The organism is Catenuloplanes indicus, assembly GCF_030813715.1.
In the GTDB taxonomy this organism is placed as follows: Bacteria; Actinomycetota; Actinomycetes; order Mycobacteriales; family Micromonosporaceae; genus Catenuloplanes; species Catenuloplanes indicus.
Window position 1 is genome coordinate 6,456,317 of record NZ_JAUSUZ010000001.1, and the last position, 26,286, is coordinate 6,482,602.

Annotated in this window: 20 protein-coding genes and 1 pseudogene; 13 read left to right on the plus strand and 8 right to left on the minus strand. The window is 71.6% G+C overall.

All coding sequences use genetic code 11. The features are described 5' to 3' along the window. Nucleotides 1-251 precede the first annotated feature (251 nt). The 4 genes and pseudogenes from J2S42_RS42140 to J2S42_RS29350 form a co-directional block, all read left to right on the plus strand. A pseudogene (locus tag J2S42_RS42140) lies at nt 252-1,295 on the plus strand (Lhr family helicase); the annotation flags it as partial. 541 nt (nt 1,296-1,836) lie between these two features. Then, a complete protein-coding gene (locus J2S42_RS29340; RefSeq protein WP_307244251.1) occupies nt 1,837-3,153 on the plus strand; it encodes a hemolysin family protein in 1,317 nt (438 codons plus the stop codon). A 148-nt stretch (nt 3,154-3,301) separates the two neighbouring features. Continuing rightward, complete coding sequence (locus J2S42_RS29345) at nt 3,302-4,363, plus strand: hemolysin family protein (protein ID WP_307244253.1); 1,062 nt, start codon at nt 3,302-3,304, stop codon at nt 4,361-4,363. A 69-nt stretch (nt 4,364-4,432) separates the two neighbouring features. Further along, nucleotides 4,433-5,485, plus strand: a complete 1,053-nt coding sequence (locus J2S42_RS29350) for a sporulation protein (protein ID WP_307244254.1) — start codon at nt 4,433-4,435, stop codon at nt 5,483-5,485. Between the two features lie 364 nt (nt 5,486-5,849). Here J2S42_RS29350 and leuE read toward each other — a convergent pair whose 3' ends face one another. Beyond that, nucleotides 5,850-6,497, minus strand: a complete 648-nt coding sequence (gene leuE, locus J2S42_RS29355; protein WP_307244257.1) for a leucine efflux protein LeuE — start codon at nt 6,495-6,497, stop codon at nt 5,850-5,852. Beyond that, nucleotides 6,494-7,741 carry a bifunctional pyridoxamine 5'-phosphate oxidase family protein/GNAT family N-acetyltransferase gene (locus J2S42_RS29360; protein ID WP_307244259.1) on the minus strand — a complete coding sequence of 416 codons (1,248 nt, stop codon included), beginning with the start codon at nt 7,739-7,741 and terminating at the stop codon, nt 6,494-6,496. The genes leuE and J2S42_RS29360 overlap by 4 nt, the downstream gene beginning before the upstream one ends. Nucleotides 7,742-7,780: 39 nt before the next feature. On the opposite strand from J2S42_RS29360, the gene J2S42_RS29365 reads away from it, so the two are divergent. From J2S42_RS29365 to rny, 7 genes are all read left to right on the plus strand, one after another. Next, complete coding sequence (locus tag J2S42_RS29365; RefSeq protein ID WP_307244260.1) at nt 7,781-9,145, plus strand: aminotransferase class I/II-fold pyridoxal phosphate-dependent enzyme; 1,365 nt, start codon at nt 7,781-7,783, stop codon at nt 9,143-9,145. A 36-nt stretch (nt 9,146-9,181) separates the two neighbouring features. Then, nucleotides 9,182-9,829: a UdgX family uracil-DNA binding protein gene (locus J2S42_RS29370; RefSeq protein WP_307244262.1), complete on the plus strand. Its 648-nt coding sequence runs from the start codon at nt 9,182-9,184 to the stop codon at nt 9,827-9,829. Nucleotides 9,830-9,878: 49 nt separating this feature from the next. Further along, nucleotides 9,879-11,135: an MFS transporter gene (locus J2S42_RS29375; RefSeq protein ID WP_307244265.1), complete on the plus strand. Its 1,257-nt coding sequence runs from the start codon at nt 9,879-9,881 to the stop codon at nt 11,133-11,135. Beyond that, a complete protein-coding gene (locus tag J2S42_RS29380; protein ID WP_307244267.1) occupies nt 11,136-11,336 on the plus strand; it encodes a DUF3046 domain-containing protein in 201 nt (66 codons plus the stop codon). It begins immediately after the preceding gene. Nucleotides 11,337-11,526: 190 nt separating this feature from the next. Continuing rightward, complete coding sequence (gene recA, locus J2S42_RS29385) at nt 11,527-12,573, plus strand: recombinase RecA (RefSeq protein WP_307244270.1); 1,047 nt, start codon at nt 11,527-11,529, stop codon at nt 12,571-12,573. 476 nt (nt 12,574-13,049) lie between these two features. Further along, nucleotides 13,050-13,655, plus strand: a complete 606-nt coding sequence (locus J2S42_RS29390) for a regulatory protein RecX (protein ID WP_307249103.1) — start codon at nt 13,050-13,052, stop codon at nt 13,653-13,655. Nucleotides 13,656-14,606: 951 nt separating this feature from the next. Further along, nucleotides 14,607-16,385, plus strand: coding sequence for a ribonuclease Y (gene rny, locus J2S42_RS29395; RefSeq protein WP_307244272.1), 1,779 nt, complete (start codon nt 14,607-14,609; stop codon nt 16,383-16,385). Nucleotides 16,386-16,919: 534 nt separating this feature from the next. On the opposite strand, the gene J2S42_RS29400 is transcribed toward rny, so the two are convergent. The 4 genes from J2S42_RS29400 to J2S42_RS29415 all read right to left on the minus strand — a co-directional run bounded on the left by J2S42_RS29400 (nt 16,920) and on the right by J2S42_RS29415 (nt 20,249). Next, entirely contained in the window at nt 16,920-17,828 is a 909-nt protein-coding gene (locus J2S42_RS29400; protein ID WP_307244274.1) for an amino acid ABC transporter permease, read from the minus strand. Nucleotide 17,829: 1 nt separating this feature from the next. Beyond that, nucleotides 17,830-18,504, minus strand: a complete 675-nt coding sequence (locus J2S42_RS29405) for an amino acid ABC transporter permease (RefSeq protein WP_307244276.1) — start codon at nt 18,502-18,504, stop codon at nt 17,830-17,832. A 75-nt stretch (nt 18,505-18,579) separates the two neighbouring features. After that, nucleotides 18,580-19,443: a glutamate ABC transporter substrate-binding protein gene (locus J2S42_RS29410; RefSeq protein ID WP_307244278.1), complete on the minus strand. Its 864-nt coding sequence runs from the start codon at nt 19,441-19,443 to the stop codon at nt 18,580-18,582. A 59-nt stretch (nt 19,444-19,502) separates the two neighbouring features. After that, nucleotides 19,503-20,249, minus strand: coding sequence for an amino acid ABC transporter ATP-binding protein (locus J2S42_RS29415; RefSeq protein ID WP_307244279.1), 747 nt, complete (start codon nt 20,247-20,249; stop codon nt 19,503-19,505). Between the two features lie 216 nt (nt 20,250-20,465). Here J2S42_RS29415 and miaB point away from each other — a divergent pair, with 216 nt between their 5' ends. Beyond that, entirely contained in the window at nt 20,466-21,971 is a 1,506-nt protein-coding gene (miaB, locus tag J2S42_RS29420) for a tRNA (N6-isopentenyl adenosine(37)-C2)-methylthiotransferase MiaB (RefSeq protein WP_307244281.1), read from the plus strand. Between the two features lie 183 nt (nt 21,972-22,154). On the opposite strand, the gene J2S42_RS29425 is transcribed toward miaB, so the two are convergent. Both J2S42_RS29425 and J2S42_RS29430 read right to left on the minus strand, forming a co-directional pair. Next, nucleotides 22,155-23,762, minus strand: coding sequence for a cellulase family glycosylhydrolase (locus tag J2S42_RS29425; protein ID WP_307244283.1), 1,608 nt, complete (start codon nt 23,760-23,762; stop codon nt 22,155-22,157). Nucleotides 23,763-23,909: 147 nt separating this feature from the next. Next, nucleotides 23,910-25,118 (minus strand): DUF349 domain-containing protein, encoded by a 1,209-nt coding sequence (locus tag J2S42_RS29430; RefSeq protein WP_307244284.1) that lies wholly within the window; start codon nt 25,116-25,118, stop codon nt 23,910-23,912. Between the two features lie 210 nt (nt 25,119-25,328). On the opposite strand from J2S42_RS29430, the gene miaA reads away from it, so the two are divergent. Then, nucleotides 25,329-26,282 carry a tRNA (adenosine(37)-N6)-dimethylallyltransferase MiaA gene (gene miaA / locus J2S42_RS29435; RefSeq protein ID WP_307244286.1) on the plus strand — a complete coding sequence of 318 codons (954 nt, stop codon included), beginning with the start codon at nt 25,329-25,331 and terminating at the stop codon, nt 26,280-26,282. The last annotated feature ends 4 nt before the right edge of the window (nt 26,283-26,286 follow it).

Genomic DNA, 26,286 nt, shown 5'->3' on the forward strand with positions numbered 1-26,286 from the left:
TATCCGCGGCGGACGGCGCGGCATCCGTGGCTGGGGGCGCGGTATCCGCGGCGGACCGCGCCGCATTCACGGACGGCGGCGTGGCTTCGGCCAGTGGTGCGGGACTGGCGGCGGAGGGCGCCGATGCCGCCACGACGTGGCGGTCCGGGCGGCCGGTGGTCTCCGGGCGGCCGGTGATTCCCGGACGGCGGCCGACCGGCCGGGAACTGCTCGGCGGCCGGGAGGCGGCCCGGCCCGGGAGCGCGGTGGTCGACGACGCGGAGATGGCGGCCGCGGTCTGGGATCTGGTGTGGGCCGGCTACCTGACGAACGACACGCTGGCGCCGCTTCGCGCGCTGCTCGGCTCCGGCGGCGCGCACCGGGCGAAGCCGGTCGCGTCGCGCGGCCGGTACCGGCGGCCGGGCCGGGTGGCGATGCCCGCCCGCACCGGTCCGCCGACCATGGCCGGTCGCTGGTCGCTGCTGCCGGATCGCGACCCGGACCCGACCCAGCGCGCCGCCGTGACCGCGGACCTGCTGCTGGAACGGCACGGCGTGGTCACCCGCGGCGCGGTCGCGGCCGAGGGCCCGCCCGGCGGTTTCGCCGGCGTCTACCCGGTGCTCGCCGCGATGGAGGAGCGCGGGGCAGCCCGGCGCGGCTACTTCGTGGAGGGTCTGGGCGCGGCGCAGTTCGCGGTGCCGGGCGCGGTCGACCGGCTGCGGGCATTGGCGGACAAGGCCGAGGACCCCAGTCGGCGCACCTCGGCCGGCCCGGCGCTGATCCTGGCCGCGACCGACCCGGCGAACCCGTTCGGCGCGGCCCTCCCGTGGCCGGACCGCGCGGTCGACTCGGGCGACGGATCATCCGGCACCGGTCCGCCGCAGCCCACCCGATCCGCCGGCACCGGGGACGCGCCCGCCGACACCCGGGCTGGCGTACGGGACGGTGCGGCCGAAGCGGTCCGGCGCGATGCGGAGACCGCGGGCGGCGCCGAGCCGCCCGCCGGCCCGGCGGCCCGGGCCGGCGGCAGCGGTCACCGGGCCGGGCGCAAGGCGGGCGCGCTGGTTGCGCTGGCCGGCGGCGAGCTGGTGCTCTACGTCGAGCGCGGCGGCCGGACGTTGCTGTCGTTCACCGAGGACCCGGACGCGCTCGCGGCCGGTGCCAAGGCGCTCGCGGACGCGGTGCACTCCGGCGCGCTGGGCGCGCTGTCGGTCGAACGCGCCGACGGCGAGACGCTTCGCGCGTCCCCACTGCGCGACGCGCTCACCGCGGCCGGTTTCCGCGCCACCCCGCGCGGCCTGCGCCTCCGCTCCTGAGCCGGAACGACCTGACGCCGCCCCCGGCGTGCCGCGAGCCCCGCGGTCGCGCGTCACGTCGCCGGCGGCGACGCGCGATAAGCCGCCGGCACCGGGCCTCGGCTGCGGGTTCCGTAGGCCGTCGCGTCCCCGGCTGGCGGCGGTGGGACCTGGTGGAGTCGGTGTTCGCCGCGTCGGTTGACGGCTGCCTGGGGTGTCACGGCCGAAGCGGCTCCGGGTCGCGACTCCTGAGTGAAGCGGTCGCCTGCCGAAGCGCCGGCGGAACCGAAAGGGTTGCCGGTGTGACGCGATCTGGTGACAGGCGCAGATCGGGGCGATTTCGGGCAACTGGCACGCCGGGGAAAAGTGCTGGTCGTGGCCGAGGTGCGGGCTCATTCCGTACCGGCGAGGGATTTGATCTTGAATTTGTCTCACAGCGCGTGCCCAGCATGCGCTGATAGGGTGCCTGCATGATCGACCCCAGCCCAGAGGGCTGTAGTCCCCAGCCGGGAGAGCCCCGGCCTTTGTATCGAAGCCCAGCGCGCACCGAGGGTGACTCGTCGTGCTGATCGCGTCAGGGCTTGTGCTGATTCTCGTGGTGACCGCCGCTACCGGGTACTTCGTGGCCCAGGAGTTCGGTTATGTCGCCGTCGACCGTGGCAAGTTGCGCCAGGAGGCGGAGGCGGGCGACGCCGCCGCCGCGCGGGCGCTCAAGGTCACGGAGCGACTCTCGTTCATGCTCTCCGGTGCGCAGCTGGGTATCACCGTGACCGCGCTGCTGGTCGGCTACGTGGCGGAACCGTTCCTCGGCGGTGGCCTGGCCGAGCTGCTCGGCGTGGCGGGGGTGCCCGCGGCGGTCAGCTATCCGATCTCGATGGGTCTGGCGCTGGCGTTCGCGACCGTGGTGCAGATGATCTTCGGTGAGCTGGCTCCCAAGAACCTCGCGATCGCGCGGCCGGAAGCGCTGGCCAAGGCGCTGAGCCGGTCCACGCTGATCTATCTGACCGTGTTCGGCCCGGTGATCAAGCTGTTCGACCTCGCGGCCAGCCGTCTGCTGCGCAGCATCGGCATCGAGCCGGTCGAGGAGCTGCCGGAGGGCGCGACCGCGGAGGACCTGACCCAGATCATCGCGGAGGCGCAGAAGGAGGGCCACCTCGACGCCGAGACGTCCGCGCTGCTCGACCGCGGCCTGGACTTCCGCCGGCTGACCGCCGGCGAGGTGATGGTGCCGCGGGTGGACGTGGCCAGCGTGAGCGCGGCCGAACCGGTCAGCCGGGTGGTCGAGCTGATGGCGTCCGGGCACTCCCGCTTCCCGGTGTGCGGCGCGGACGGCGTCGACGACGTGATCGGCGTGGTCGGCATAAACGACGTGCTCGCGATCCCACCGGCGCGCCGCGCCGAGGTGCCGGTCCGCGAGATCACCTCGCCGCCGCTGATGGTGCCGGAGTCGCTGCCGGTCCCGGCCGTGCTGGACCGGCTGCGCGCCGGTCACCGGCAGCTCGCCATCGTGGTCGACGAGTACGGCGGTTTCGCCGGCGTGATCACGCTGGAGGACATCGCGGAGGAACTGGTCGGCCCGATCCGTGACGAGGACGACCTGCCCGAGGCGTCGCCGGTCAAGCAGGACGACGGGTCCTGGCTGGTCCCGGCGCGCTGGCGGATCGACGAGGTCGCGGACGCGACCGGCATCGCGCTGCCCGAGGCCGACGAGTACGACACGGTCTCCGGCCTGATCATGCGCCAGCTCGGCCGCATCCCCGAGGTCGGCGACGCGCTGGAGTTGCCCCTCCCGGGCGTCGACGTCGAGGAGCGGGCACTGGTCAGCGTGGTCTCGGTCGACCGGCACGTGCCGGGCACGGTGCGGGTGATGGTCCAATGAACGAGCTTGCGAGTGAATCAGCGGCTCAGTGCCGCCCACCGCGTGACCGCGGCGTACGGGTGGAATCCGGCGCTCGTGAGCTTGTGAGTGAATCGTCGGCTCAGTGCCGCCCGCCGCGTGAGCGCGGCGTCGAGGGGACGGTGGCGTCATGAGCACCGGATGGGCGATAGCTTTTGCGCTTCTGCTGCTGGCCGGTAACGCGTTCTTCGTGGCGGCCGAGTTCGCACTGATCGCCAGCAAGCGGTACCGCCTGGAGCAGGCCGCGGCCGGCGGTGACGCCGCGGACCGGGCCGCGCTGGCCGGCAGCCGGGAGCTGACCGTCATGCTCGCCGGTGCGCAGCTCGGCATCACGCTCTGCTCGCTCGGCCTCGGCGCGCTCGCCGAACCGGCGATCGAGAAGCTGGTCAGCCCGCTGCTGCACGATCTCGGCCTGCCGGACGCGCCGAGCCACGTGATCGCGTTCCTGTTCGCGCTGATTCTCGTCACGTTCCTGCACCTGGTGGTGGGCGAGATGATGCCGAAGTCCTGGGCGATCAGCCACCCGGAGGACTCGGCCCGGCTGCTGGCGCTGCCGTTCCGCGGGTTCGCCCGCGTGGTGCGGCCGCTGCTGACCGCGCTGAACAGCGCCGCGAACGCGATCCTGCGGCTTTTCAAGATCGAGCCACAGAACGAGCTCGCGCAGGTGCATGATCCGGAGGAGCTGCGCATGCTGCTGGAGCAGTCGCGCGCGCACGGCACGCTCCCGGTGGATCAGCACGCGCTGCTGACCAGCATGCTCGCGTTGCAGCGGACCACGGTGGCGGAGATCGCCACACCGGCCGCCCAGATGGTGAGCGTGGCGCCGGGCGATACGGCGTTCCGGATCGAGGAGGTCTCGCACGCGACCGGCCGGTCCCGCCTCGCGGTGATCGACCCGGCCGAGCCGGGCGTGCTCGGCATGGTGCACGTGCGGGACGCGGTGCGCGCCACCGCCGGCACGAAGGACGGCGCGACCGCGGCCGACCTGATGTCGGCGCCGTTCACGCTGCGCGCGGACGAGACGCTGATGCAGGCCGTGGGCCGGATGCGGGCCGAGCGGGCGCAGTTGGCGCTGGTCTCGGACGCGGGTGCGACGGTCGGCTTCGTCGCGCTGGAGGACCTCCTGGAGGAGGTCATCGGCGAGTTCGACGACGAGACCGACGCCGTGCCGCGCGGCCGCCGCCTGCGCTGAGCCGACGCACAGGTAACACCCAGTTTCGTACGGATATAACGGACTTTTCGGATAAGGAGGTCGAGGCTCATGGTCTTCAAGAAGATGCTCAGCGCCCTCGGCGTCGGCGGCCCGTCCGTCGACACCGTGCTCGCGAACCCGAACACCCGTCCCGGACTGACGCTCGACGGTCAGGTCAACATCGTCGGCGGCACCACCGCGGTCGACATCGAGCACGTCGCGCTCGGCCTGGTCACCCGCGTCGAGGTCGAGGGGCACGACACCGAGTGGGACTCCGTCATGGAGTTCCACCGGGTGGTCGTCGCAGGCGCGTTCCGCCTGGAGGCGAACGAGCATCGCCAGCTGCCGGTCCGTTTCCCGATCCCGTGGGAGACGCCGGTCACCGACGTCTACGGCCAGCGGCTGCGCGGCATGACCATGGGCCTGCGCACCGAGCTGTCGGTGGCGCGCGCGGTGGACAAGGGCGACCTCGACCCGATCTACGTGCACCCGCTGCCGATCCAGGAGAGGATCCTGGACGCGTTCATGCGGCTCGGCTTCCACTTCAAGAACGCGGACCTGGAGCGCGGCCGGATCACCGGAGTCAACCAGCAGCTGCCGTTCTACCAGGAGATTGAGTTCTACCCGCCGGCGCAGTACCAGGGCACGATCAACGAGGTCGAGCTGACCTTCGTGACGAACCCGCAGGGCATGGACATCGTGCTCGAGTTCGACAAGCGCGGCGGCTTCTTCACCGAGGGCCGCGACACGTACGGCCGCTACCAGGTCTCGCACGCGCAGGCCGACAGCACCGACTGGGCGCAGGTGGTCGACGGCTGGATGCAGCAGGCCGCCGGCAGCTACTCGTCCCTGCGCTCCAGCCACGGCGGCTACGGTGCTCCGGGCTACGGTGCTCCGGGCGGTTACCCGCCGCCCGGCTACCCGGCACCCGGCGGCTACGGCCACGGCGCTCCCGGTTACGGCGCTCCCGGTCACGGCGGCTACCACGGCCACTACCGGCGCGGTCACGGCGGCGGCATGGGCGGCGTCGTCGCGGGTGCGGCCGGCGGCCTCCTCGGCGGCATGATCCTCGGCGAGGCCATGGAGGACATGTTCGAGGGCGACGAAGGCGACGAGGGCTAGATTTTCGCATCGACTCGGGGCGCGGGGTTTCTCCTCGCGCCCCGAGTCGTCTTCGGGGCACCGGACGGCAGCGCACGCAACCGCAGAAGTGGAGTCCCGCTTCCGGCATGGGCATTCTCGAGTGCTCCCGGCTCTGCTGCTCTTTACCGCCGAGGCGCCGGCCGCGGATGGCCGGCCGCGACGCGGGCGGCCTCGCTGTCTGTTCGTGGCTGGTCACCACAGACCTGGCTGGGTTCGGGTGCGAGGCCCCGCGCCAGGGGTTTCCGGTGATGGGTGCGGAACGGACAGGGAGGAGCGCCGGCGACGACCGGTGCCCGCGGGAGCATGCGGGACCCGGCCACGCCGGAAGCGGGAATATCCGCTTCTAGATCGTCGCCGTGGCGAGCTTGGCGCCGAAGGTGACGAAGAGCGCGCCGATCGCGGTGGTGCCGGCGCGGGCCAGCAGACGGCGACGGCGGAACTGTGCGGCGAGGTAGCTGCCGGAGAGGATCAGTACGGTCAGGTAGAGCGCGCTGCAGATCTGCACGATCGTGCCGAGCAGCAGGAACGACAGTTCTGGGTAGGGGTAGCCGGGGTCGACGAACTGGATGAAGAACGAGACGAAGAACAGGATCGCCTTCGGGTTCATCAGGCTGATCAGCAGCGCCTTCCGGAACGGCTGGGTGACCGGCGGCGGGTCCTCGGCGACGGTGGCGGGGGAGCGCCGGCGACGCCAGGCACCGCGCAGCATGGACAGGCCGACCCAGCAGAGGTACGCCGCGCCCGCATACTTGATCACCAGGAACAGCGGGGGATAGGCGCGCAGCAGCGAGGCGACGCCGGCGGCGGACAGCACCATCAGCACGGCGTCGCCGGCGAAGACGCCGCACGCGGCCCGGTATCCGGTGCCGACGCCGCGGCGGGCCGCCACGGAGAGCACGTACAGCGAGTTCGGGCCGGGCAGCAGCACGATCGCCACCGTGCCCAGCACGTAGGTCCAGAGGTCGGTCACTCCCAGCACGCCCTGCATCATGCGCGCTCCGGGTGGTGCGCCCGCAGCCGATCCCGCAGTGCGGCGCGTGCGTTCGGCCACTCCTCGGCGGTCATCGAGTAGAGCACGGTGTCGCGCCAGGTGCCGTCCGCGCGCCGCTTGTGCCGGCGCAGCACGCCCTCCTTGACCGCACCGAGGCGCTCGATCGCGCGTTGTGACCGTACGTTCCGGTTGTCCGTCTCCCAGGCCACCCGGACCGCGCCCAGCTCCTCGAACGCGCGGGTGAGCAGCAGCAGCTTGGACTCCGTGTTCGCCCCGGTCCGCCAGTGGCTCTTCGCGAAGTACGTGTGCCCGATCGCGACCGTACGGTGCCGTTCCTCGATGTCGTAGTACGACGTGGTGCCGATGACCGCGCCGGTGCGCGCGTCGCGCTGCAGCCACGGCACGGTCGGCGTCGCGGCCAGCCGGTTGCGCAGGTAGGCGCGCATCTCGTCGAGCGTGCGCGGCGCGCTGACCGGCAGGTGCTCCCAGATCTCCGGATCGCCGCAGGCCGCCAGCAGGTCGGCCGCGTGCACGAGGTCCAGCGGCTCGAGGAGCACGTGCTCACCGCGCAGCGTCACCGGCGTCTCCCACGCGCCGCGCGCCGGGCGCAGATAATCCGGCACCGGTACGGTCAGCGCGTCGTCCGGCTCCGGCAGGCCGCGGACCCGGCGCAGCGGCAGCACGCCGGCCCAGTGGGGCAGCGTCTCGTCGCCCGGCTCCTCCTCGCCCACGCCGTGCGCGCGGATCTTCGCCGACACCTCGGTCAGCGGCAGCGCCAGCACGGTGGTCTGACTCAGTTCCTTCTTCGTACCGGGCCGGCTGTCCGCGGACCGGCCCGCCGCGACCTTCTCCACCAGCGCGGTGAGCGCACGCTCCTTCTCCGCGGCGACGATGACCGGGAGTGCGGTGCCGTGCGCGATCACCGACCGGTAGTTCGCGCTGTGGTTGAACTGGGAGCGAGCCAGTACCAGCCCGTCCAGGACGGTGGCCTCGACGCAGACGGCCAGGCCGGCGTCGCGCGCGGCCAGCATCGGCCGGCCGCCGGTGGAGCCGTGCAGGTACAGCGTGTCGCCGACGCGCGCGATCAGCTGGGGGAGCACGCGCGGCTCGCCGTCGACGACGAACGCCATGTGCGCCTCGAACGTCTCGTCGAGGATCTGGTACGCCAGCTCCCGGTCATAGCGAATCCGCCCCTTGCCGCGGAGCGCCGTGGTGCGATGAGTGGGTGTGAAGTCGTCCCCCATGTTGGCAGATCTCCTTTGTGCTAGTACAGTAGGAAAACTGTGGCAGAACATTATCAGATCAGCGGATCCACGGCGGCCGAGATCTCGGAGAGCGTGGAGGCCGGCGTGCGCGCCGGTGACCTCGGGCCGGGCGCGGCGCTGCCGCCGGTCCGCACCCTGGCCAAGGCGCTGAGCTGCAGCCCGGCGACCGTGGCCAAGGCCTATCAGACGCTGCGGCAGCGCGGCCTGATCGAGACCGCGGGGCGCAACGGCACCCGGGTCCGCGAGCGGCCGCCGATCGCGACGTCCGGCCGGTCCGCGCTGCGGCTGCCCACGCCGCCCGGCGCGCTCGACCTCTCCACCGGCGAGCCCGACCTCGCGCTGATGCCCGCGCTCGGCCCGCGCCTGGCCCGGCTCGCGGCCGCGGAGTTCTCGCCGACCAACTACACGGACGCGGGCGCGCTGCCCGAGCTGGTCGAGCTGGCCCGGGTGCGGTTCGCCGGGGACGGCATCCCGGTCGACGACGCGGAGATCACGGTCACCAGCGGCGCGCTCGACGCGATGGAACGGCTGCTCGCCGCGCACCTGCGGCCCGGCGACAAGGTCGCGGTCGAGGACCCGGGCTGGGCGAACGCGCTCGACCTGATCGCGGCGCTCGGCCTGACCGCGGTGCCGATGCCGGTCGACGACGAGGGCCCGACGCCGGAGGGCCTGCGCACCGCGCTCACCTCCGGCGCCGGTGCGGCCATCGTCACCACCCGCGCGCAGAACCCGACCGGTGCCGCGGTCAGCGCGGGCCGCGCGGCCGAGCTGCGGTCGGTGCTGGCCGAGTTCCCGTCCGTGCTGCTGATCGAGGACGACCACGCGGCCGAGCTGGCCCCGGTCACGCTGCACGCGCTGGCCGGTGCGACCGGTTCGTGGGCGTTCGTCCGGTCGGTCTCCAAGCCGTACGGTCCGGACCTTCGCCTCGCCGTGGTGGCCGGGGACGAGGCCACGATCGCGCGCGTGGCCGGCCGCATGCGGGTCGGCGCCGGCTGGGTGTCCACGCTGCTCCAGCACGTGGTGCTCTACCTGTGGCGGGACGACGAGGTGATCAATGGGGTGATCCGCGCGCGGGACAGCTACGTCACCCGGCGGCTCGCGCTGCGCGCCGCGCTCAAGGCACACGGGCTGGACGCGCGTGGGCGCACCGGGCTCAACGTGTGGGTCAGCGTGCCGGACGAGACACGCGCGGTCGCGGCGCTGCGCGATGCCGGGTACGTGGTGGCGCCCGGCTCGCTCTTCCGGCTCGCGTCGCCGCCCGCCATCCGGATCACGATCAGCCCGCTGGCCGAGGACGACATCCAGCCGCTGGCCGACGCGGTGGCCGCGGCGGCTGCGCTCGACCCGGTGCCGGCCCGCTCGTCGATGGCGCTGACCGCGTGACGAATTCTGTCGTACCGGTGGGGTAAACACTCCGGTATGCAGACGGCTGCCCCTTTCGTTCCCGCCTCCGCCTCGAGCATCGCGGAGCTGCGCGATGCCGCCCCGGCCTGCCGGGGCTGCGAGCTGTGGGAACCGGCCACCCAGGTGGTCTTCGGCCGCGGCGACGAGCACGCCAAGGTGATCTTCGTGGGCGAGCAGCCCGGCGACGTGGAGGACCAGAAGGGCCTGCCGTTCGTCGGCCCGGCCGGGCACCTGCTCCGGCGCGCGGTCGACGACGCCGGCCTGCCGGTCTCCGACCTCTACATCACGAACTCGGTGAAGCACTTCCGGTTCGAGCGGCGCGGCGCGCGGCGCATCCACAAGACGCCGGACCAGCAGCACATCACGGCCTGCCACCCGTGGCTGGTGAGCGAGTTCGCGCAACTCCGGCCGTCGCTGGTGGTGCTGCTCGGCGCGACCGCGGCCAAGGCGGTGCTCGGCCCGTCGTTCCGGGTCACCCGGCAGCGCGGTCAGCTGATGCCGTGGCCGGCGTCCGCGCAGCACCCGGCGGACTTCCCGAGCGGCCACGAGGCGAAGGCGCTGGCCACCATCCACCCGTCCGCGGTGCTGCGCGCGGACGACCGGGAGGCGGCGTACAACGGACTCGTCGCGGACCTGCGCGTGGCGGCCACCGCATTGACATGATCAATTGTCCGGCTACCGTGAGTGTCTCGCACCGTGGTCGGGGGTTGTCATGAACGTTACGGCGTCGGCCGGCCGGGTGCAGCGGCGCACGCTCGCGTTGCTCGTCGCCACGCAGATCATCGGCGGGATCGGGGTGGCGATCGGCATCACGGTCGGCGCGCTGCTGTCCGCGCGGATGGCCGGCGTCGGGCTGTCCGGCCTGCCCGGCAGCGGCGCGGTGATCGGCGGCGCGCTGCTCGCGGTGCCGGTCACCCGGATCGTGCAGGCGCGCGGGCGGCGGCCGGGCATGGCGCTGGCGTACCTGGTGGGCGCGCTCGGCGCGGTGCTGGTCGTGCTCGCGGTCGTGGCCGGTTCCGTACCGCTGCTGTTCCTGGGCATGTTCCTGTTCGGCGGCGGCACGGCGGCGAACCTGCAGGCACGGTACGTCGCGGTGGACCTCGCCGCGCCCGCGCGCCGCGGGCGGGACCTGTCGCTGGTGGTGTGGTCGGCCACGATCGGCTCGGTGGCCGCGCCGAACCTGGCCGACCTCGCGGACCGGGCCGTGACCGGGCTGCACCTGCCCGCGCTGAGCGGCGCGTTCGTGGTCAGCGCCGTGGCGTTCACCCTGGCCTCGCTGGTGCTGTTCGGTCTGCTCCGGCCGGATCCGCTGCTGCTCGCCCGTACCCTCGACGGCTCGTCCGCTCCTGACTTCCGGCGGCCCGCCGGCGTACGGGCCGGTGCGCGCGTGGTGGCCCGGCTGCCCGAGGCGCGGCTGGCGATCGCGGCCGTCGCCACCGGCCACCTGGTGATGGTCGCGGTGATGTCGATGACACCGGTCCACCTGGGGGAGGGGCACGCGGACGCGGACCTGCTGCGCGTCGTCGGCATCGTGCTCAGCGTGCACATCGCCGGCATGTACGGTTTGTCGCCGGTCACCGGATGGCTCGCCGACCGGTACGGCCGCCGGCCCGTGATCATCGGCGGGCTGGTGTTGCTGATCACGGCATGCGCGGTCGCCGGTACGGCCGGGCACGACACCCCGCGGCTGACGCTCGGCCTGGCGCTGCTCGGGCTGGGCTGGTCGGGCACGATGGTGGGCGGCTCGACGCTGCTCTCCGAGTCCGTCCCGGCCGCCGGCCGGCCCGCGGTCCAAGGCCTGTCCGACCTGGTCATGGGCGTTGCCGGGGCGGGTGCGGGCGCGCTCAGCGGCGCGGTCGTGGCGCTGGCCGGATATGGCACGCTGACCGTGCTGGCCGCGATGGCCGCGCTGCCGGTTCTGGCGCTAGCGTTGCGGTCCAAGGGTGCTGTTTCGGTCAAGGAGACGTGAGTGCGGCTGACAGATTTCTGGCAGCGGATGGACGAGGTTTTCGGTGCCGGCTACGCGCCGAGCCTCGCCAGCGACCAGGTGCTGACTACGCTGGGTGGTCGGACCGTGCGGGAGGCGCTCGACTCGGGAGTGGCCACCGTCGTGGTCTGGCGGGCCGTTTGCGCTGCTTATCCCGATCGCGTGCCGGCGAAGCTGCGCTGAATAGAACACCCGTTCGGGCGTGTCGTGTGGATCTCGTACATGTGTTCGGCTATCGTGCGTTCCCGGGTAAGGGTTCGGCATCGGCGGCCCCCGGAGGCTGTTTTTGTCATACCCAGCGCCTAGCGTGTTGCGCGTGACGAAAGGTTCTTCGAAGACGCCCGCGAAGTCGGCGAATGTAGGGGTGGGGTCAATGGCGGCAGGTCCTGACCGCGAAAAGGCGCTCGAGCTTGCTCTGGCGCAGATCGACAAGCAGTTCGGCAAGGGTTCCGTGATGCGGCTGGGCGAGCGCCCGGTCGCCCAGATGGCGGTCATCCCGACCGGCTCCATCGCGCTCGACGTGGCGCTCGGCGTCGGTGGTCTGCCCCGCGGCCGAGTCGTCGAGGTCTACGGTCCGGAGTCCTCCGGTAAGACCACGGTTGCACTGCACGCCGTCGCGAACGTGCAGAAGGCCGGCGGCATCGCCGCGTTCATCGACGCCGAGCACGCGCTCGACCCGGAGTACGCACGGGCCCTCGGCGTCGACACCGACGCGCTGCTCGTCTCCCAGCCGGACACCGGTGAGCAGGCCTTGGAGATCACGGACATGCTGGTCCGCTCCGGTGCGCTCGACATCATCGTCATCGACTCCGTGGCGGCCCTGGTGCCCCGCGCCGAGATCGAGGGCGAGATGGGCGACAGCCACGTGGGTCTGCAGGCCCGCCTGATGAGCCAGGCGCTCCGCAAGATCACCGGTATCCTCAACAACTCGAACACCACGGCTATCTTCATCAACCAGCTCCGCGAGAAGATCGGCGTCATGTTCGGCTCGCCGGAGACCACGACCGGTGGCCGGGCGCTCAAGTTCTACGCCTCGGTCCGGCTCGACGTGCGCCGCATCGAGAGCCTGAAGGACGGCACCGACGTGGTCGGTAACCGCACCCGCGTCAAGGTCGTGAAGAACAAGGTCGCGGCGCCGTTCAAGCAGGCCGAGTTCGACATCATGTATGGCAAGGGCATCTCCCGCGAGGGCTCGCTGATCGACGTCGGCGTGGAGCAGAGCATCATCCGCAAGTCCGGCGCGTGGTACACGTACGACGGCGACCAGCTCGGCCAGGGCAAGGAGAAGGCGCGCGAGTTCCTCAAGGAGAACCCGGACGTCGCCGCCGAGATCGAGAAGAAGATCCTGGAGAAGCTCGGCGTGGGTCAGACCAGCGGCGACGCCGCCGGCGGCCCGGAATTGCCGCCGGTCGACTTCTGATCGCGGGCTGACGAATGGCAGGCCGACGCGGAGCGCGTTCGGGGCGGGGCTGGGATGCCGCACCGCCCCGGGCGCGCCGATCGTCCACACGTCCCGCCGAACCTGAGTACCAGGTGTTCGGCTCGGACAGTTCCGCCCACGACGACTCGGCGTCCCCGGATGTTCCCGGCGATGCCGAGTCGGGGTCCGATCCCGGCGAGGCCGGTTCCGGCGGCTTCGGTTCCGGGCGCTTCGGTGGCTCCGGTTCCGGGCGCTCCAGGGGCTCCGGGTCCGGCGCCGGTCGCGCTGGTGGCTCTGACGGCGGTAGTTCCGGTTTCGGGGGTTCCGGTTTCGGGCGTGCTGGTGGTTCCGGGGTCGACGGGTCCGATTCCGATGGCTCGGGTGCAGGCAACCGTGGATCCGGTGGGTCCGGTCGTGCCGGGCGACGGCAGCGCCGGGGCGTGGCAGCGGCCGGGTTCGGGTCCGCGGAGAACTTCCTGGCCGGTGACGGCCCGGCGGAGAAGCCGGCACCGAAGCCACGCGACGAGGCCGAGGTGGCCCGGGAGATCTGCCTCCGGCAGCTCGCCACCCGCCCGCGCACCCGCGCCGAACTGGCCGCCGCCCTGACCAAACGGGAGATCTCCGCCGAGGTGATCGAGTCGGTCCTCGCGCGCTACGACGAGGTCGGCATGATCGACGACGCCGCCTTCGCCCGGGAGTGGGTCACCACCCGGCACCGCGGCCGTGGCCTGGCCAAACGTGCCCTCGCCGACGAACTGCGCCGCCGCGGCGTCGACTCCGAGACGGCCGGTGCCGCCCTCGACGAACTCGACCCGGAGACGGAGGAGGCAACGGCGTTCGCCCTGGCCGAGCGGAAGGTGCGCACCGCTCGCGGCGAACCGGACGCGGTCTTCCGCCGGGTCGTGGGCATGCTCGGCCGCAAGGGTTACCCGGCGGGCCTGGCGATCCGCGCGGTCAAGGCCGCGATGGAGGCACAGGCCGCCGAGGCCGAGGACCTCGACGACGGCTACGCCGAACTGGTTGACCAGATCGACCCGGACGCCCTCGCGGATGCAGCGAGGGGCGACTCGGACCCGATCTGAGTCGGTTGCGCTTCATCGCCAGCGCCGCGCAGCCCTCGTCACCCGCGGCGCTGCCTTGCGCCGCCTTGTCCGCCCAGCGCCGCGCAGCCCTCGTTACCCGCGCGCTGCTTGCGCCGCCTTGTCCGTGGAGCGCCGGGCGGCCGTCGTCACCCGCGGCGCTTCCTACGCCGTCTTGTCCGTGCAGCGCCGCTGAGTCGCGCCTGTCGGACGCCCTACGAGGCTGCTGTGCGCGCGACACGCGCCGCCCCACCGGTCACACCGCGGTGTCCGTTGACGTCGGCCGCTCGATCTCGCTGCCGGCCCGGCGGAAGCAGTCGCGGTAAGCGGCGACCGAGCCCGTCCCGGCCGTCACCGCCGCCCCGGCCTCCCCGAAGACCCGCCCGTCATCGGCCGCCGCGACGCGGTCAACCTGTCGCCGGCACCCCGCCGTCCCGCCGTCGATCCAGCCCGGCCGATTTGTCCATGATCGGCGGAAACCCCCCATGCGTGCGGTCGTTAACCACTGGGTAGTATGAGCTGGGCGTAAGCACACGTGTGCCGTGTGTCCCACCTGCTTCCGGATGAGGTCTTCTTGACCGAACGGCCCTCCGCGACCTAGCCTCGCGTACAAAGAGGATTGCCCGACCATTGCAGGCTAAGCGCACAACATAGATCGCGTAACAACACGGCATCATTTCAAGGTTGCAGCCCTGTCATGACGTCTTCCACCGTCGGCCCGGCCGCGCCGACGGTGGCCTGACATACCTCGGCCTGCCGGAGCGTGCCCGAAGGGATGCGCCCGGTGGGTCGTACCCACGGCCAGCCGCCTCGGTCGGGCAAGTCCGTGAGCCGCAAGACGGCGCATGTGCCGCTGCAGAGCGTCCATGCGGGCGAACGGTGAGGGGAGGCGGCGGTGACGATCGAAACGCACGCCGGAGAGGGCGCCGACGAGGCCGGGAAGCGGGCCCGGCGATGACGGCGTGGACCGTGGCGCTGTTCGGCGTCGTGCTCGTGCTGATCGTCCTCGTGGCGGGCGGAATAGCGTACGTCGTCCGAGTCCTGCGCCGCCTGCAACCGGTTACCCCCGCGCGTCCCGCCGAGGACGACCCCGCCTTCCTCGCGCAGAAGGACAAGCAGGAACGCTCGCTCGCCAAGCTGCAGACCGCCGCCGCCGAGGCCACCTCCGCGGTCGAGGAGGCGAAGAACGAGACCGCCGCCGCGCGTACCGACGCCGCCGCCGCCCGCGCCGAGGCCAGCTCGGCCCGGGCCGAGGCACGCCGTGTGCTGGACGCCGCGCACGCGGAGGCGGACACGATCCTGGACCGCGCGCACCGCCAGGCCGAGGCCGATGCCGAGCAGGTCCGCGCCGCGGCCCGGCGCAGCGGCGAGCGCGAAGTCGCGCTGCTCAACGCGACCGTGAAGGAGCAGGCAGCCGAGGTCGAGCGCCGCGCCGCCCGGATCGACGAGCGGGAGCGGCAGCACACCGAGGAACTGGACCGGCTGATCGAACGCGAACGCCGGCTCGCCGACCGGGAGAGCGATCTCACCGCGCGGGAGAACTCGCTGGCCGAGCGGGAGGCCGCGGTCGCGGCCGCCGAGGAGGTGCGCCAGCGCGAGCTGGAGCGCGTCGCCGGCCTCACCGCGGACGCCGCCAAGACCGAGGTGGTCGAGTCGATCGAGGCCCAGGCCAAGCGCGAGGCCGCGATCCTGGTCCGGGACATCGAGAACGACGCCCGCAGCACCGCCGAGGACCGCGCCCGGCACCTGGTCGTCGACGCGATCCAGCGGGTGGCCAGCGAACAGACCGCGGAGAGCGTGGTCAGCGTGCTGCACCTGCCGAGCGACGAGATGAAGGGCCGGATCATCGGCCGCGAGGGCCGCAACATCCGCGCGTTCGAGTCGGTCACCGGCGTCAACCTGATCATCGACGACACGCCCGAGGCCGTGCTGCTCTCCTGCTTCGACCCGGTCCGCCGGGAGATCGGCCGCCTCACGCTGGACAAGCTGGTGCTGGACGGCCGCATCCACCCGCACCGGATCGAGGAGGTCTTCGAGACCGCGAAGGACGAGGTCGAGCGCCTCTGCCTGCGCGCCGCCGAGGATGCGCTGGTCGAGGTCGGCATCACCGACATCCACCCGGAGCTGGTCACCTATCTGGGCCGGCTGCGCTACCGCACCAGCTACGGGCAGAACGTGCTCAAGCACCTGGTCGAGACCGCGCACATCGCCGGTGTGATGGCCGCCGAGCTGCGCCTGGACGTACCCACGATCAAGCGGTGTGCCTTCCTGCACGACATCGGCAAGGCGCTCACCCACGAGGTCGAGGGCAGCCACGCGCTGATCGGCGCGGACCTGGCCCGCAAGTACGGCGAGTCCGAGGACGTGGTGCACGCGATCGAGGCGCACCACAACGAGGTCGCACCGCAGACCATCGAGGCCGTGCTGACCCAGGCCTCCGACGCCTGCTCCGGCGGCCGTCCCGGCGCCCGCCGGGAGAGCCTGGAGGCCTACGTCAAGCGCCTCGAGCGGATCGAGGAGATCGCCGGCGGGAAGGGCGGCGTCGACAAGGTCTTCGCCATGCAGGCCGGCCGCGAGATCCGGGTCATGGTCCGCCCCGAGGACATCGACGACATCGCGGCCGCGGTCCTGGCCCGCGACGTGGCCAAGCAGATCGAGGAGGAGCTGACCTACCCCGGCCAGATCCGCGTCACGGTCGTCCGCGAGTCCCGGGTCACCGAGATCGCCCGCTGAGAAACCGATTTTCCCGCTCCCGGCGGCTCCGGTCCCGCATGCTCCCGCGGGCACCGGTCGGCCGCGGGCGGCCTCCCTGCAAGCCGGGTGGGTGGTCACCCTCGCGACCGCTCGGCCACTCACCCGGTCATCGCGGCTCCCGCCACGCGGCGGCACCGAACCGGCGCCGGAATCCGGGAGCCGTGCGGACCTGCGGGCCCGGCCTGACATCAACCCCAGGGCCCGGCAGACACCCGGCAGCCAAGCGGGCACCGGCCCACGGGCGGCAGTCGGCATCGCGGACAGTGCGAGCGGCGCCAGGTTCGCGGGCAGCAGTCAGCATCGCGGCCGGTGACCGCCACGAATGCGGCACCCAGCCAGCAGGAGGTAGGCGCGAAGCGGAGAGGACGCCCCGAGGGGCGCCCTCCGCGCTGCTCGCGATGGGTGGCGGCCGCCGCCGAGGTTGCCGAAGGGCGTGGTACCTCGGGTGATTGTGGTCGGGTGGCAAAGCAGAGAGGGCGCCCCGAGGGGCGCCCTCCGCCGGTGAATCGGGTGCTATGCGCCGACGGCTCCGCCGCCCATGCCGGCCGGCATGGCGACGTTCTGTGCGGCGGTGCGGACCGGGTTGGCGCCGTTGCGCGGGACGCGGATGCCGCGGCGGCGGGTGCGGCGCTCGATGAAGCTGGCGAGGGAGGTGAGGAGGAAGTTGATGACGATGTAGATGGCGGCGGCGACCAGCGCGGCGGCGACGATGTTGGCGCGGTTGGCGCCGAGGTCGTTGACGCCGCGCTGCATCAGCTCGGGGAACGCCACGATGTAGCCGAGTGCGGTGTCCTTCACCAGGACGACGAGCTGGCTGACGATGACCGGGAGCATGGCGCGGGCGGCCTGCGGGATCAGGATGAACCGCATGACCTGGTTCTTGCGCATGCCGATGCCGTACGCCGCCTCGGACTGGCCGGTCGGGACGGCGCGGACGCCGGCCCGGAACGCCTCGGCGAGCACGGAGCCGTTGTAGAGCGTGAGGCCGACGACCACGGCCCAGAACGCCGGGATCGGGACGCCGCCGTTGACGTACGGGAGGCCGTAGAAGATGAAGAAGATCATCAGCAGCAGCGGTACGGCCCGGAAGAACTCGACCACCGCGCCGGCCGGCACGCGGACCCACCAGTGGTCGGAGAGCCGGCCGACCGCGAAGACGATGCCGAACGTCAGCGACAGCACCATCGCGACGAGCGCGGCGGCCAGCGTCTGCTGCAGGCCCGGGATGATGAAGTTGACCCAGGTGTTCGCCTCGAGGAACGGCGTCCAGAGCTCGGCCGCCCACTGGTTCTTCTGGTCGAACTTGACGTAGATCCAGTAGAGCAGCGCCAGCAGCCCGAGGCCGAAGACGACCGTGAGGACCAGGTTGCGGATCTTGGCGCGGGGGCCCGGGTGGTCGTAGAGGACCGCGTCGGTACTCATGTCAGCGCTTCACCGCCAGTCGGTTCGCCAGCCAGCCGAAGAGGTAGCCGGTAGGGATCAGGACCGCCGCGAACGTACCGGCGAAGATCAGGAAGATCAGGATGGTCTGGCTGCCGTAGTCGTTGATCAGCGTCTTCATCGCGTTCGACGACTCGGCGAGGCCGATCGTGCCGACGATCGTGGAGTTCTTCGCCAGTGCGATGAAGATGCTGCCCAGCGGCGCGATCACGGCGCGGCCGGCCTGCGGCAGCACGATCATGCGCAGCACCTGGAAGAACGACAGCCCGATCGCGCGTGCCGCCTCTGCCTGGCCCGCCGGCACCGTGTTGATGCCGGAGCGGATCGCCTCGCAGACGAACGCGGCCGTGTAGACGGAGAGGCCGATCACGCCCAGCCAGAAGTTGTTGACGTCGATCTCCTCGGCGAGCGACAGGCCGAGCGTGGAGAACAGACCGAAGTAGCAGAAGAAGATGATCAGCGTCAACGGGGTGTTGCGGAAGATGTTCACCCAGGCGGCACCGAAGCCGCGCAGCACCGGGATGGGGGAGACCCTGAAACCGGCCAGGATCACGCCGAGCACGAGTGCGCCGAGCGCACCGGCGCCGGTGAGACGCAGGATCCAGCTGAAACCGGTGAGATAGAGGTCCAGGTTGTCGGGATCGCTCAGAAGATCCATGACTCGCTTCCTAGCCGGGGTACGACGCGGGGCCGGCCAGGAAGAGGGCCGGCCCCGCGGATGGTGTGCGGATTGTCAGGCAGGGCAGTTGGACAGCTTGGACGCGTCGAAGGTCGGCGCGGGCGTGCCACCCTTGCCGAGCGTCGCGTCCCACGCGGCCTTGTAGGTGCCGTCGTCCACCGCGGCCTTGAGGATCTCGTTGATCTTGGTGCAGCCCGCGGTGTCGGTCTTCTTCAAGCCGATGCCGTACGGCTCCGAGCTGAACGGCTTGCCGACGACCTTGAACTTACCGGCGTACTCCGCCTGCGCCGCGTAGCCGGCGAGGATGATGTCGTCCGTGGTGACCGCGTCCACCTGGCCACCGCCGAGCGCCGTCACGCACTTGGAGTAGGAGTCGAACTCCTGCAGCGCGACCTTCGGGTACTCCTCCTTGATCCGCTTGGCCGGCGTGGAACCCGCCACCGAGCAGACCTTCTTGCCGTCCAGGCCCTCCGGCCCGGTGATCGTGGAGTCGGTCTTGACCAGCAGGTCCTGACCGGCCACGTAGTACGGCCCGGCGAACGCGACCTTCTTCTTCCGGTCGTCGTTGATCGTGTAGGTGGCGATCACGAGGTCGACCTGGCCCTGCTCGATGAACGGCTCACGGTTGGCGGAGACCGTGGTCTTCCACTCCACCTTCGCCGGGTCCAGGCCGAGGCCCTTCGCCACGATCTTGCCGACCTCGATGTCGAAGCCCTCGTACGTCGTACCGGTCTGCAGGCCCAGGCCCGGCTGGTCGGACTTGACGCCGATGATCAGCTTGCCGGACGCGGCCTTGCCGATCACGCCGTCGCCGGAGCCCCCGCCGCCGCTGCCGGCGTCTTCCCCGCCACCACAGGCGGCGACGGAAAGGGCCATGACCGCGGCCGTGGCGACCGCCGCCATCCGCGAAACACGCATCTGAATCTCCTTCTTCGTCACGGGGTGCCGTGCGACGGCCCCTCCGCAGTGGACGTATCTCAGTGGGTCAGGATCTTCGACAGGAAGTCCTTGGCACGGTCGCTCGTGGGGTTCGCGAAGAACTCGGTCGGCGCGGCCTGCTCGATGAGCTGACCGTCCGCCATGAACACGACCCGGTTCGCCGCGTGCCGGGCGAAGCCCATCTCGTGCGTGACCACGACCATGGTCATGCCCTCCTTGGCGAGCGACGTCATCACGTCCAGCACCTCGCCGACCATCTCCGGGTCGAGTGCGCTGGTCGGCTCGTCGAAGAGCATCGCCTTCGGGCGCATGGCCAGCGCCCGCGCGATCGCGGCCCGCTGCTGCTGCCCACCGGAGAGCATCGCCGGGTACTTCTCCGCCTGGTTCGCGATGCCGACGCGGTCGAGCAGCGCCATCGCGCGCTCCTTCGCCTCCGCCGGCTTCTCCTTGCGGACCTTGATCGGCCCGAGGGTCACGTTCTCCAGGATCGTCTTGTGCGCGAAGAGGTTGAACGACTGGAACACCATGCCCACGTCGCTGCGGAGCCGGGCCAGCGCCCTGCCCTCCGCCGGGAGCGGCTGCCCGTCGAACGTGATGGTGCCGCCGCTGATCGGCTCCAGCCGGTTGATCGAGCGGCACAGCGTCGACTTGCCGGAGCCCGACGGGCCGATCACCACGACCACCTCGCCCCGGTCGATCGAGAGGCTGACGTCTCGCAACACGTGCAAGGGCCCGAAGTGCTTGTTCACCCGGTCCAGCACGATGAGCGGCTCGCCCTCTGCCACGCTTGTCACCGTCCCCCTCGTACCTCTGATCGCTTCTGACCTGTGGGCAAAACCTTAAGGGTGCCCTTGTGTCAGGAAGCAGCCTTGTTGGTCACGGAGAGGCAACACTTGACCGCATCCCCGCGCAAGCGGCACCGATGGTAGCCACCCTCCGCACCCGGCCGGGCCGGGCCGGATTCACCGGTCGCCGGGTGCGCCGGATACGCTGGTCATGCCATGACTACCGCAGCCCTTCCCGCGCCGTCCGAGGCCCGCACCTACGAGGTGCGCACCTACGGCTGCCAGATGAACGTGCACGATTCGGAGCGCATATCCGGCCTGCTCGAGGCGGCCGGTTACGTGCGCGCACCGCAGGACGCCGACCCTGATGTGGTCGTCTTCAACACCTGCGCCGTCCGGGAGAACGCGGACAACCGCCTCTACGGAAACCTCGGCCACCTGCGCCCGGTCAAGGACTCACACCCGGGCATGCAGATCGCGGTCGGCGGCTGCCTGGCGCAGAAGGACCGCGGCGACATCGTGGCCAAGGCGCCCTGGGTCGACGTCGTCTTCGGCACGCACAACATCGGCTCGCTGCCCGCGCTGCTGGAGCGCGCCCGGCACAACGCCGACGCCGAGGTGGAGATCCTGGAGTCGCTGGAGGTCTTCCCCTCCACGCTGCCGACCCGCCGCGAGTCGACGTACGCCGGCTGGGTCTCGATCTCGGTGGGCTGCAACAACACCTGCACGTTCTGCATCGTGCCGTCGCTGCGCGGCAAGGAGAAGGACCGCCGTCCCGGCGACGTGCTCTCCGAGGTGCGCGCGCTGGTCGCGGAGGGCGTGCTGGAGGTGACGCTGCTCGGGCAGAACGTCAACTCCTACGGCGTCGAGTTCGGCGACCGCTACGCGTTCGGCAAGCTGCTGCGCGCGACCGGCGAGATCGAGGGCCTGGAGCGGGTCCGGTTCACCAGCCCGCACCCGAAGGACTTCACCGACGACGTGATCGCCGCGATGGCCGAGACGCCGAACGTGTGCCACTCGCTGCACATGCCGCTGCAGTCCGGGTCCGACGCGATGCTCAAGTCGATGCGCCGTTCGTACCGGCAGGAGCGCTACCTCGGCATCATCGAGAAGGTGCGCGCCGCCATGCCGGACGCCGCGATCACCACGGACATCATCGTCGGCTTCCCCGGCGAGACCGAGGCCGACTTCCAGGCCACGCTCGACGTGGTCCGGGAGGCCCGCTTCTCGTCCGCGTTCACGTTCCAGTACTCGAAGCGCCCCGGCACGCCCGCCGCCACCATGGACTCCCAGGTGCCGAAGGAGGTCGTCAAGGAGCGCTACGGCCGCCTGATGGAGGTCGTCGAGGAGATCACCTGGGCGGAGAACCGGGCACAGGTCGGCCGCGAGGTCGAGCTGCTGGTCGCGGTCGGCGAGGGCCGCAAGGACGAGCGCACCGGCCGGATGTCCGGCCGCGCCCGCGACGGCCGCCTGGTCCACTTCGACACCGGTGACCTCGGCGCCGCGATCCGCCCCGGCGACATCGTGCACACCGAGATCACCTACGCGGCACCGCACCACCTCAACGCGGACGGCGCACCGATCAGCCACCGCACCACGCGCGCGGGCGACGCCTGGGCGGCCGGCCGCTCGCCGCGCACCCCGGGCGTCAACCTCGGCCTCCCGACGATCGGCGTCCCGGCGCCGCTCCCGGTCGCGGTCAGCGCCTGCCAAACCCATTAGGAGCTGATATACCCGCTTCCGGCGAGGGCTCGGCGTTCACTCCTGATTAGGGGCGGGGGCCGGGGCGGCAGCAGGGGTACGCTCCCGCGGGCAACGGTCGTCGCTGGCGCTCCGCCCTGCGGGATCCGTGGCCGCAAGACCGAGAGGGCATCCCCGCTGACGCGGGGATGCCCTTCGGCATGATCAGGCGCAGCCGGCGCCGTTGAGCTGAAGCGAGATCGGTGGCGTGGCGGTGCCGTTCGCGGTGAAGCCGATCGAGACCGACGCACCCGGTGCCAGCGACGGTGACCAGGCCGGGCCCGCGGCCGTGACCGTGGTGCCGGACTGGCTGACGGTGGCGTTCCAGCCGCTGGCCAGCGTGACACCGGCCGGCCAGGTCCAGCGCGCCTGCCACGGGTTGACCGCCGCGGTGCCGGTGTTCGTCACCGTGATCGCGCCCTGGAAGCCGCCCTGCCACGCGTTGTCCTGCCGGTAGGTGACCGTGCACGCGCCGGTCCCGGTGCCCGGCGTCGGCGACGCGGTGCCGGTCGGCGACGCGGTGCCGGTCGGCGTCGGCGTGCCGGTCCCGCCGCCCGGCGACGGCGCGATCAGGTAGGGCTGCAGGATCGCCTGTTTCGCCTGGTTGACCGTGGTCCAGTCGTCGTTCGCGATGCCACCGGTGTCACCCGAGTTCGGGTTCCACGACCAGTACGTGAACGACATCCCGGTCACGCCGGTGCCGGTGTAGCGCATCAGTTCGGTCAGCCAGACGCGGTCGATGTCGTTCGCCAGCGTGGTACCGAACTCGCCCATCATGATCGGCGCGATGTTCTGCTTGTACAGGTAGCCCCAGTACCGGTCCCAGATCGCCGGCATGTTCGCCGGGTACGCCGGGTCGTCGAACCAGTCCTGGTGGTAGACCGAGGTCGCGTACTCGTGCGGCGAGTAGACCAGCCGGTTCGCCACGTCCAGCCGCACCGGGTGGGTGCCCGCGCGGGACAGGTTCCCGCCCCACCAGCCGCAGTCCTCGTCGTTGCCGGGATCGCCGTCCCACACGTCGGACAAGCCGCCGCTCGGACAGGACACGCCCTCCACGAAGATCAGCCAGTTCGGCTGTACCGCCAGGATCGCGTTCCCGGCCCGCTCGGCCGCGAGCCGCCAGTCCCGCAGCGGATCGCCGCAGCCCCAGCACGCGCCGGTCGCGGCCGGATTCGTACCCTCGGCATGGGGTTCGTTGTGCAGGTCCGCACCGATCACCGTGGTGTTGCCCGCGTAGCGGCGGGCCAGCATCAGCCAGTCGTCGATCCAGGTCTGTTCCGAGACCGTGGGCGTGTACCAGAGCGGCGACTGCCCGGCCGCGGTCGGCCGGTGCCGGTCCAGGATGACCCGCATGCCCTTCGACCCGGCGTACTCGATCACCTTGTCCAGGATCTGCAACGGGCTCAGGCCGGCCAGGTCCGGGTTGACGAAGTCGTTGACGCCGGACGCGGTCGCGCCCGCCTTCAGCGCGTCGTTCGAGTACGGGATGCGCAGCGTGTTGTAGCCGAGCCGCGCCATCGTGTCCACCTGGCCGCGCCACGGGTTGTTCGACCAGAGACCGTGGAACGTCTTGTTGTCCGTCTCCATCCCGAACCAGTTGATGCCGGTGATCCGGACCGTGGCGCCGGTCGAGTCGACGATGCGGTTGCCGTCGGTGTGCAGGTACCCGGTGCCGGTGGACGCGTTCGCGGAGGGCACGCCGATCAGCGCGACGAGCAGCCCGGCGGCGGTGACGACGGCCGCGCCGAGCGCGGTGAACCGTCTGCGTGACATGTAACGGAGCTCCATTCATGAGGATGCCCGGAATCACTGGGGCTGCCCTCGGCTCCGCGATCGATTCTCATCGACGGACACGGCAAAGACAAGAGCGCCGCGGGTACGGACGGCCCGTACCCCCGGCGCTCCTGGATCGTGCTCTTCTCAGCCGGCTTGCTCGGCGAGCTTCAGGAACTGCTGCTTGCTCTCCAGCGCCTTCTCCGCCTCGCGGATGCGCTTGGCGTCGCCGGCCGCCTTGGCCCGCTCCAGCCGCTGCTCGGCCTCGGAGACCTGGTCGCGCATCTGGGCGAGCAGCGGGTTGGCGGACGGCTCGGTGCGGCGCCACGCCGAGTCCATCGCCTGGCGGAGCTTGTCCTCGATCGCGCGCATGCGGCGGTCGAGACTCGCCATGTTCTCCCGGGGGACGCGGCCGATGTCGTGCCACTGGCCCTGGATCTCGCGGAGCTTGTTCTGCGCGCCCTTCGGGTCGGCGTCGACGTCGACCGCCTCGGCCTCGGCCAGCAGCGCCTGCTTGCGCTCCAGGTTGCCCTTGAGCTCGGCGTCCCGCGCGGAGAAGACCTCGCTCCGGCGCGAGAAGAACGCGTCCTGCGCGGCCCGGAACCGGTCCCACAGCCGCTGCTCCGCCTCCTTCGAGGCGCGGGGTGCGGCCTTCCACTGGGCCATCAGGTCCTTCAGCCGGGCGGCGGTGTCGGCCCAGTCCTCCGACGAGGCGAGCGCCTCCGCCTCCTTGACCAGGTCTTCCTTCGCGCCCTGGGCCTGCTTGCGCTGGCCGTCGAGCGTCGCGAAGTGCGCGCCGCGGCGCCGGGTGAACCCGTCCCGCGCGGCCGCGAACCGCTTCCACAGCTCACCGTCGGTCTTCTTGTCGATCCCCCGAATGGTCTTCCACTCGTCGAGGATCTCCTTGAGGCGGTCGCCCGCGGCCTTCCACCCGGTCGACTCGGCGGCGATCTTCTCCGCCTCCTCGACCAGCGCGACCTTGCGGGCCTGCGCCTCGGTCCGGGCGGTCTCCTTCGCGGCCTTCGCCGCGGCCGCGCTCTCCTCGGCCTGCGTGGTCAGCCGGTCGAGGCGGGCGGCGAGCCCGTCCACGTCGCCGACCACGTGCGCCTCGGCCAGCTCGGCCCGCAGCCGCTTCACGCTGGCCAGCGAGTGCGCCGCGTCGGCTGCTCCGGACTTCAGCCGCGCCTCGATGAGGTCGACCTCGGTAACCTTGTCCGCAAAGCGGCGCGCGAAGTGGGCGAGGCCCTCCTCGGGCGTTCCCGCCTGCCAGGACCCGACCACGCGCTCGCCATCGGCGGTCTTGCAGTAGACCGTGCCGTCGGCGTCCACCCGACCGTAGGCGGTCCAGTCGCTCATCTGCCCATCCTCGTTCTTCCCGGCGCCGGAGGGAAAGCCAGTTTCCCCTCGGTCACCGCCACCGCGCAGTAGGTTGCCTATGAACTTCTCCCGGCATTGTCACAGGTCCTCCCCCGTGTCCGTCGAGTGCCTGTTGACGACCGTGACCATACGGTGTTCTAGGTCGGCCGTGCGGCGGTCGCACACGCCCGTGCAGTTACCGTAGGTCGCGTGTCGTCACCCGCCGCATCCAGGGTCTTCCCCCGCAAGGGTCGTGTCGTGGCCGTGCTCGGCCCGACCGCGGCCGGAAAGTCGGATCTCAGCGTCGCGCTGGCCGAGGCGCTCGGGGGAGAGGTGGTCAACGCCGACTCCATGCAGCTCTACCGGGGCATGGACATCGGCACGGCCAAGCTCACCCCGGCCGAGCGCCGCGGCGTGCCGCACCACGTGCTGGACATCTGGGACGTCGCCGAGCCCGCCGCGGTGGCGGAATACCAGGCGCTGGCCCGCGCCGCGATCGACGACATCCTGGCCCGCGATCGGGTTCCGCTGCTGGTCGGCGGCTCCGGCCTCTACGTCCAGGCGGTCCTGGAGGAGTTCTCCTTCCCGGGTACGTCGCCGGAGCTGCGCGCCGCGCTGGAGTCGGAACTGGCCACTGTCGGATCCGCGGCCCTGCACGAACGGCTGCGTGGTCTCGACCCGGTGGCGGCCGGCGCGATCCTGCCCAGCAACGGCCGCCGGATAGTCCGGGCACTGGAGGTGATCGCGCTGACCGGCAAGCCGTTCACCGCGTCGCTGCCGACCACACCCAAGCCCTTCTACGACAGCGTACGGATCGGCGTGGACCGGGAGACCGCCGCGCTGGACGCGCGCATCGCCCGCCGGGTGGACCTGATGTGGGAGCGGGGCCTGGTCGACGAGGTCGCCGGGCTGCTGCCGCACGGCCTGCGCGAGGGCCGGACCGCGGGCCGTGCGCTCGGCTACCAGCAGGCCATCGACCAGCTCGACGGCGCGTGCACGGCGACCGAGGCGCGCACCCGGACCACGGCAGCGACCCGCCGGTTCGTCCGCCGGCAGCGCTCCTGGTTCCGCCGGGACGCGTCCGTGCACTGGCTGGACGCCGCGGCGCCCGATCTCGTGGATTCCGCGCTGCGGTTGGTGGATCTTCCGGTGGGTGCGGAATGATGGT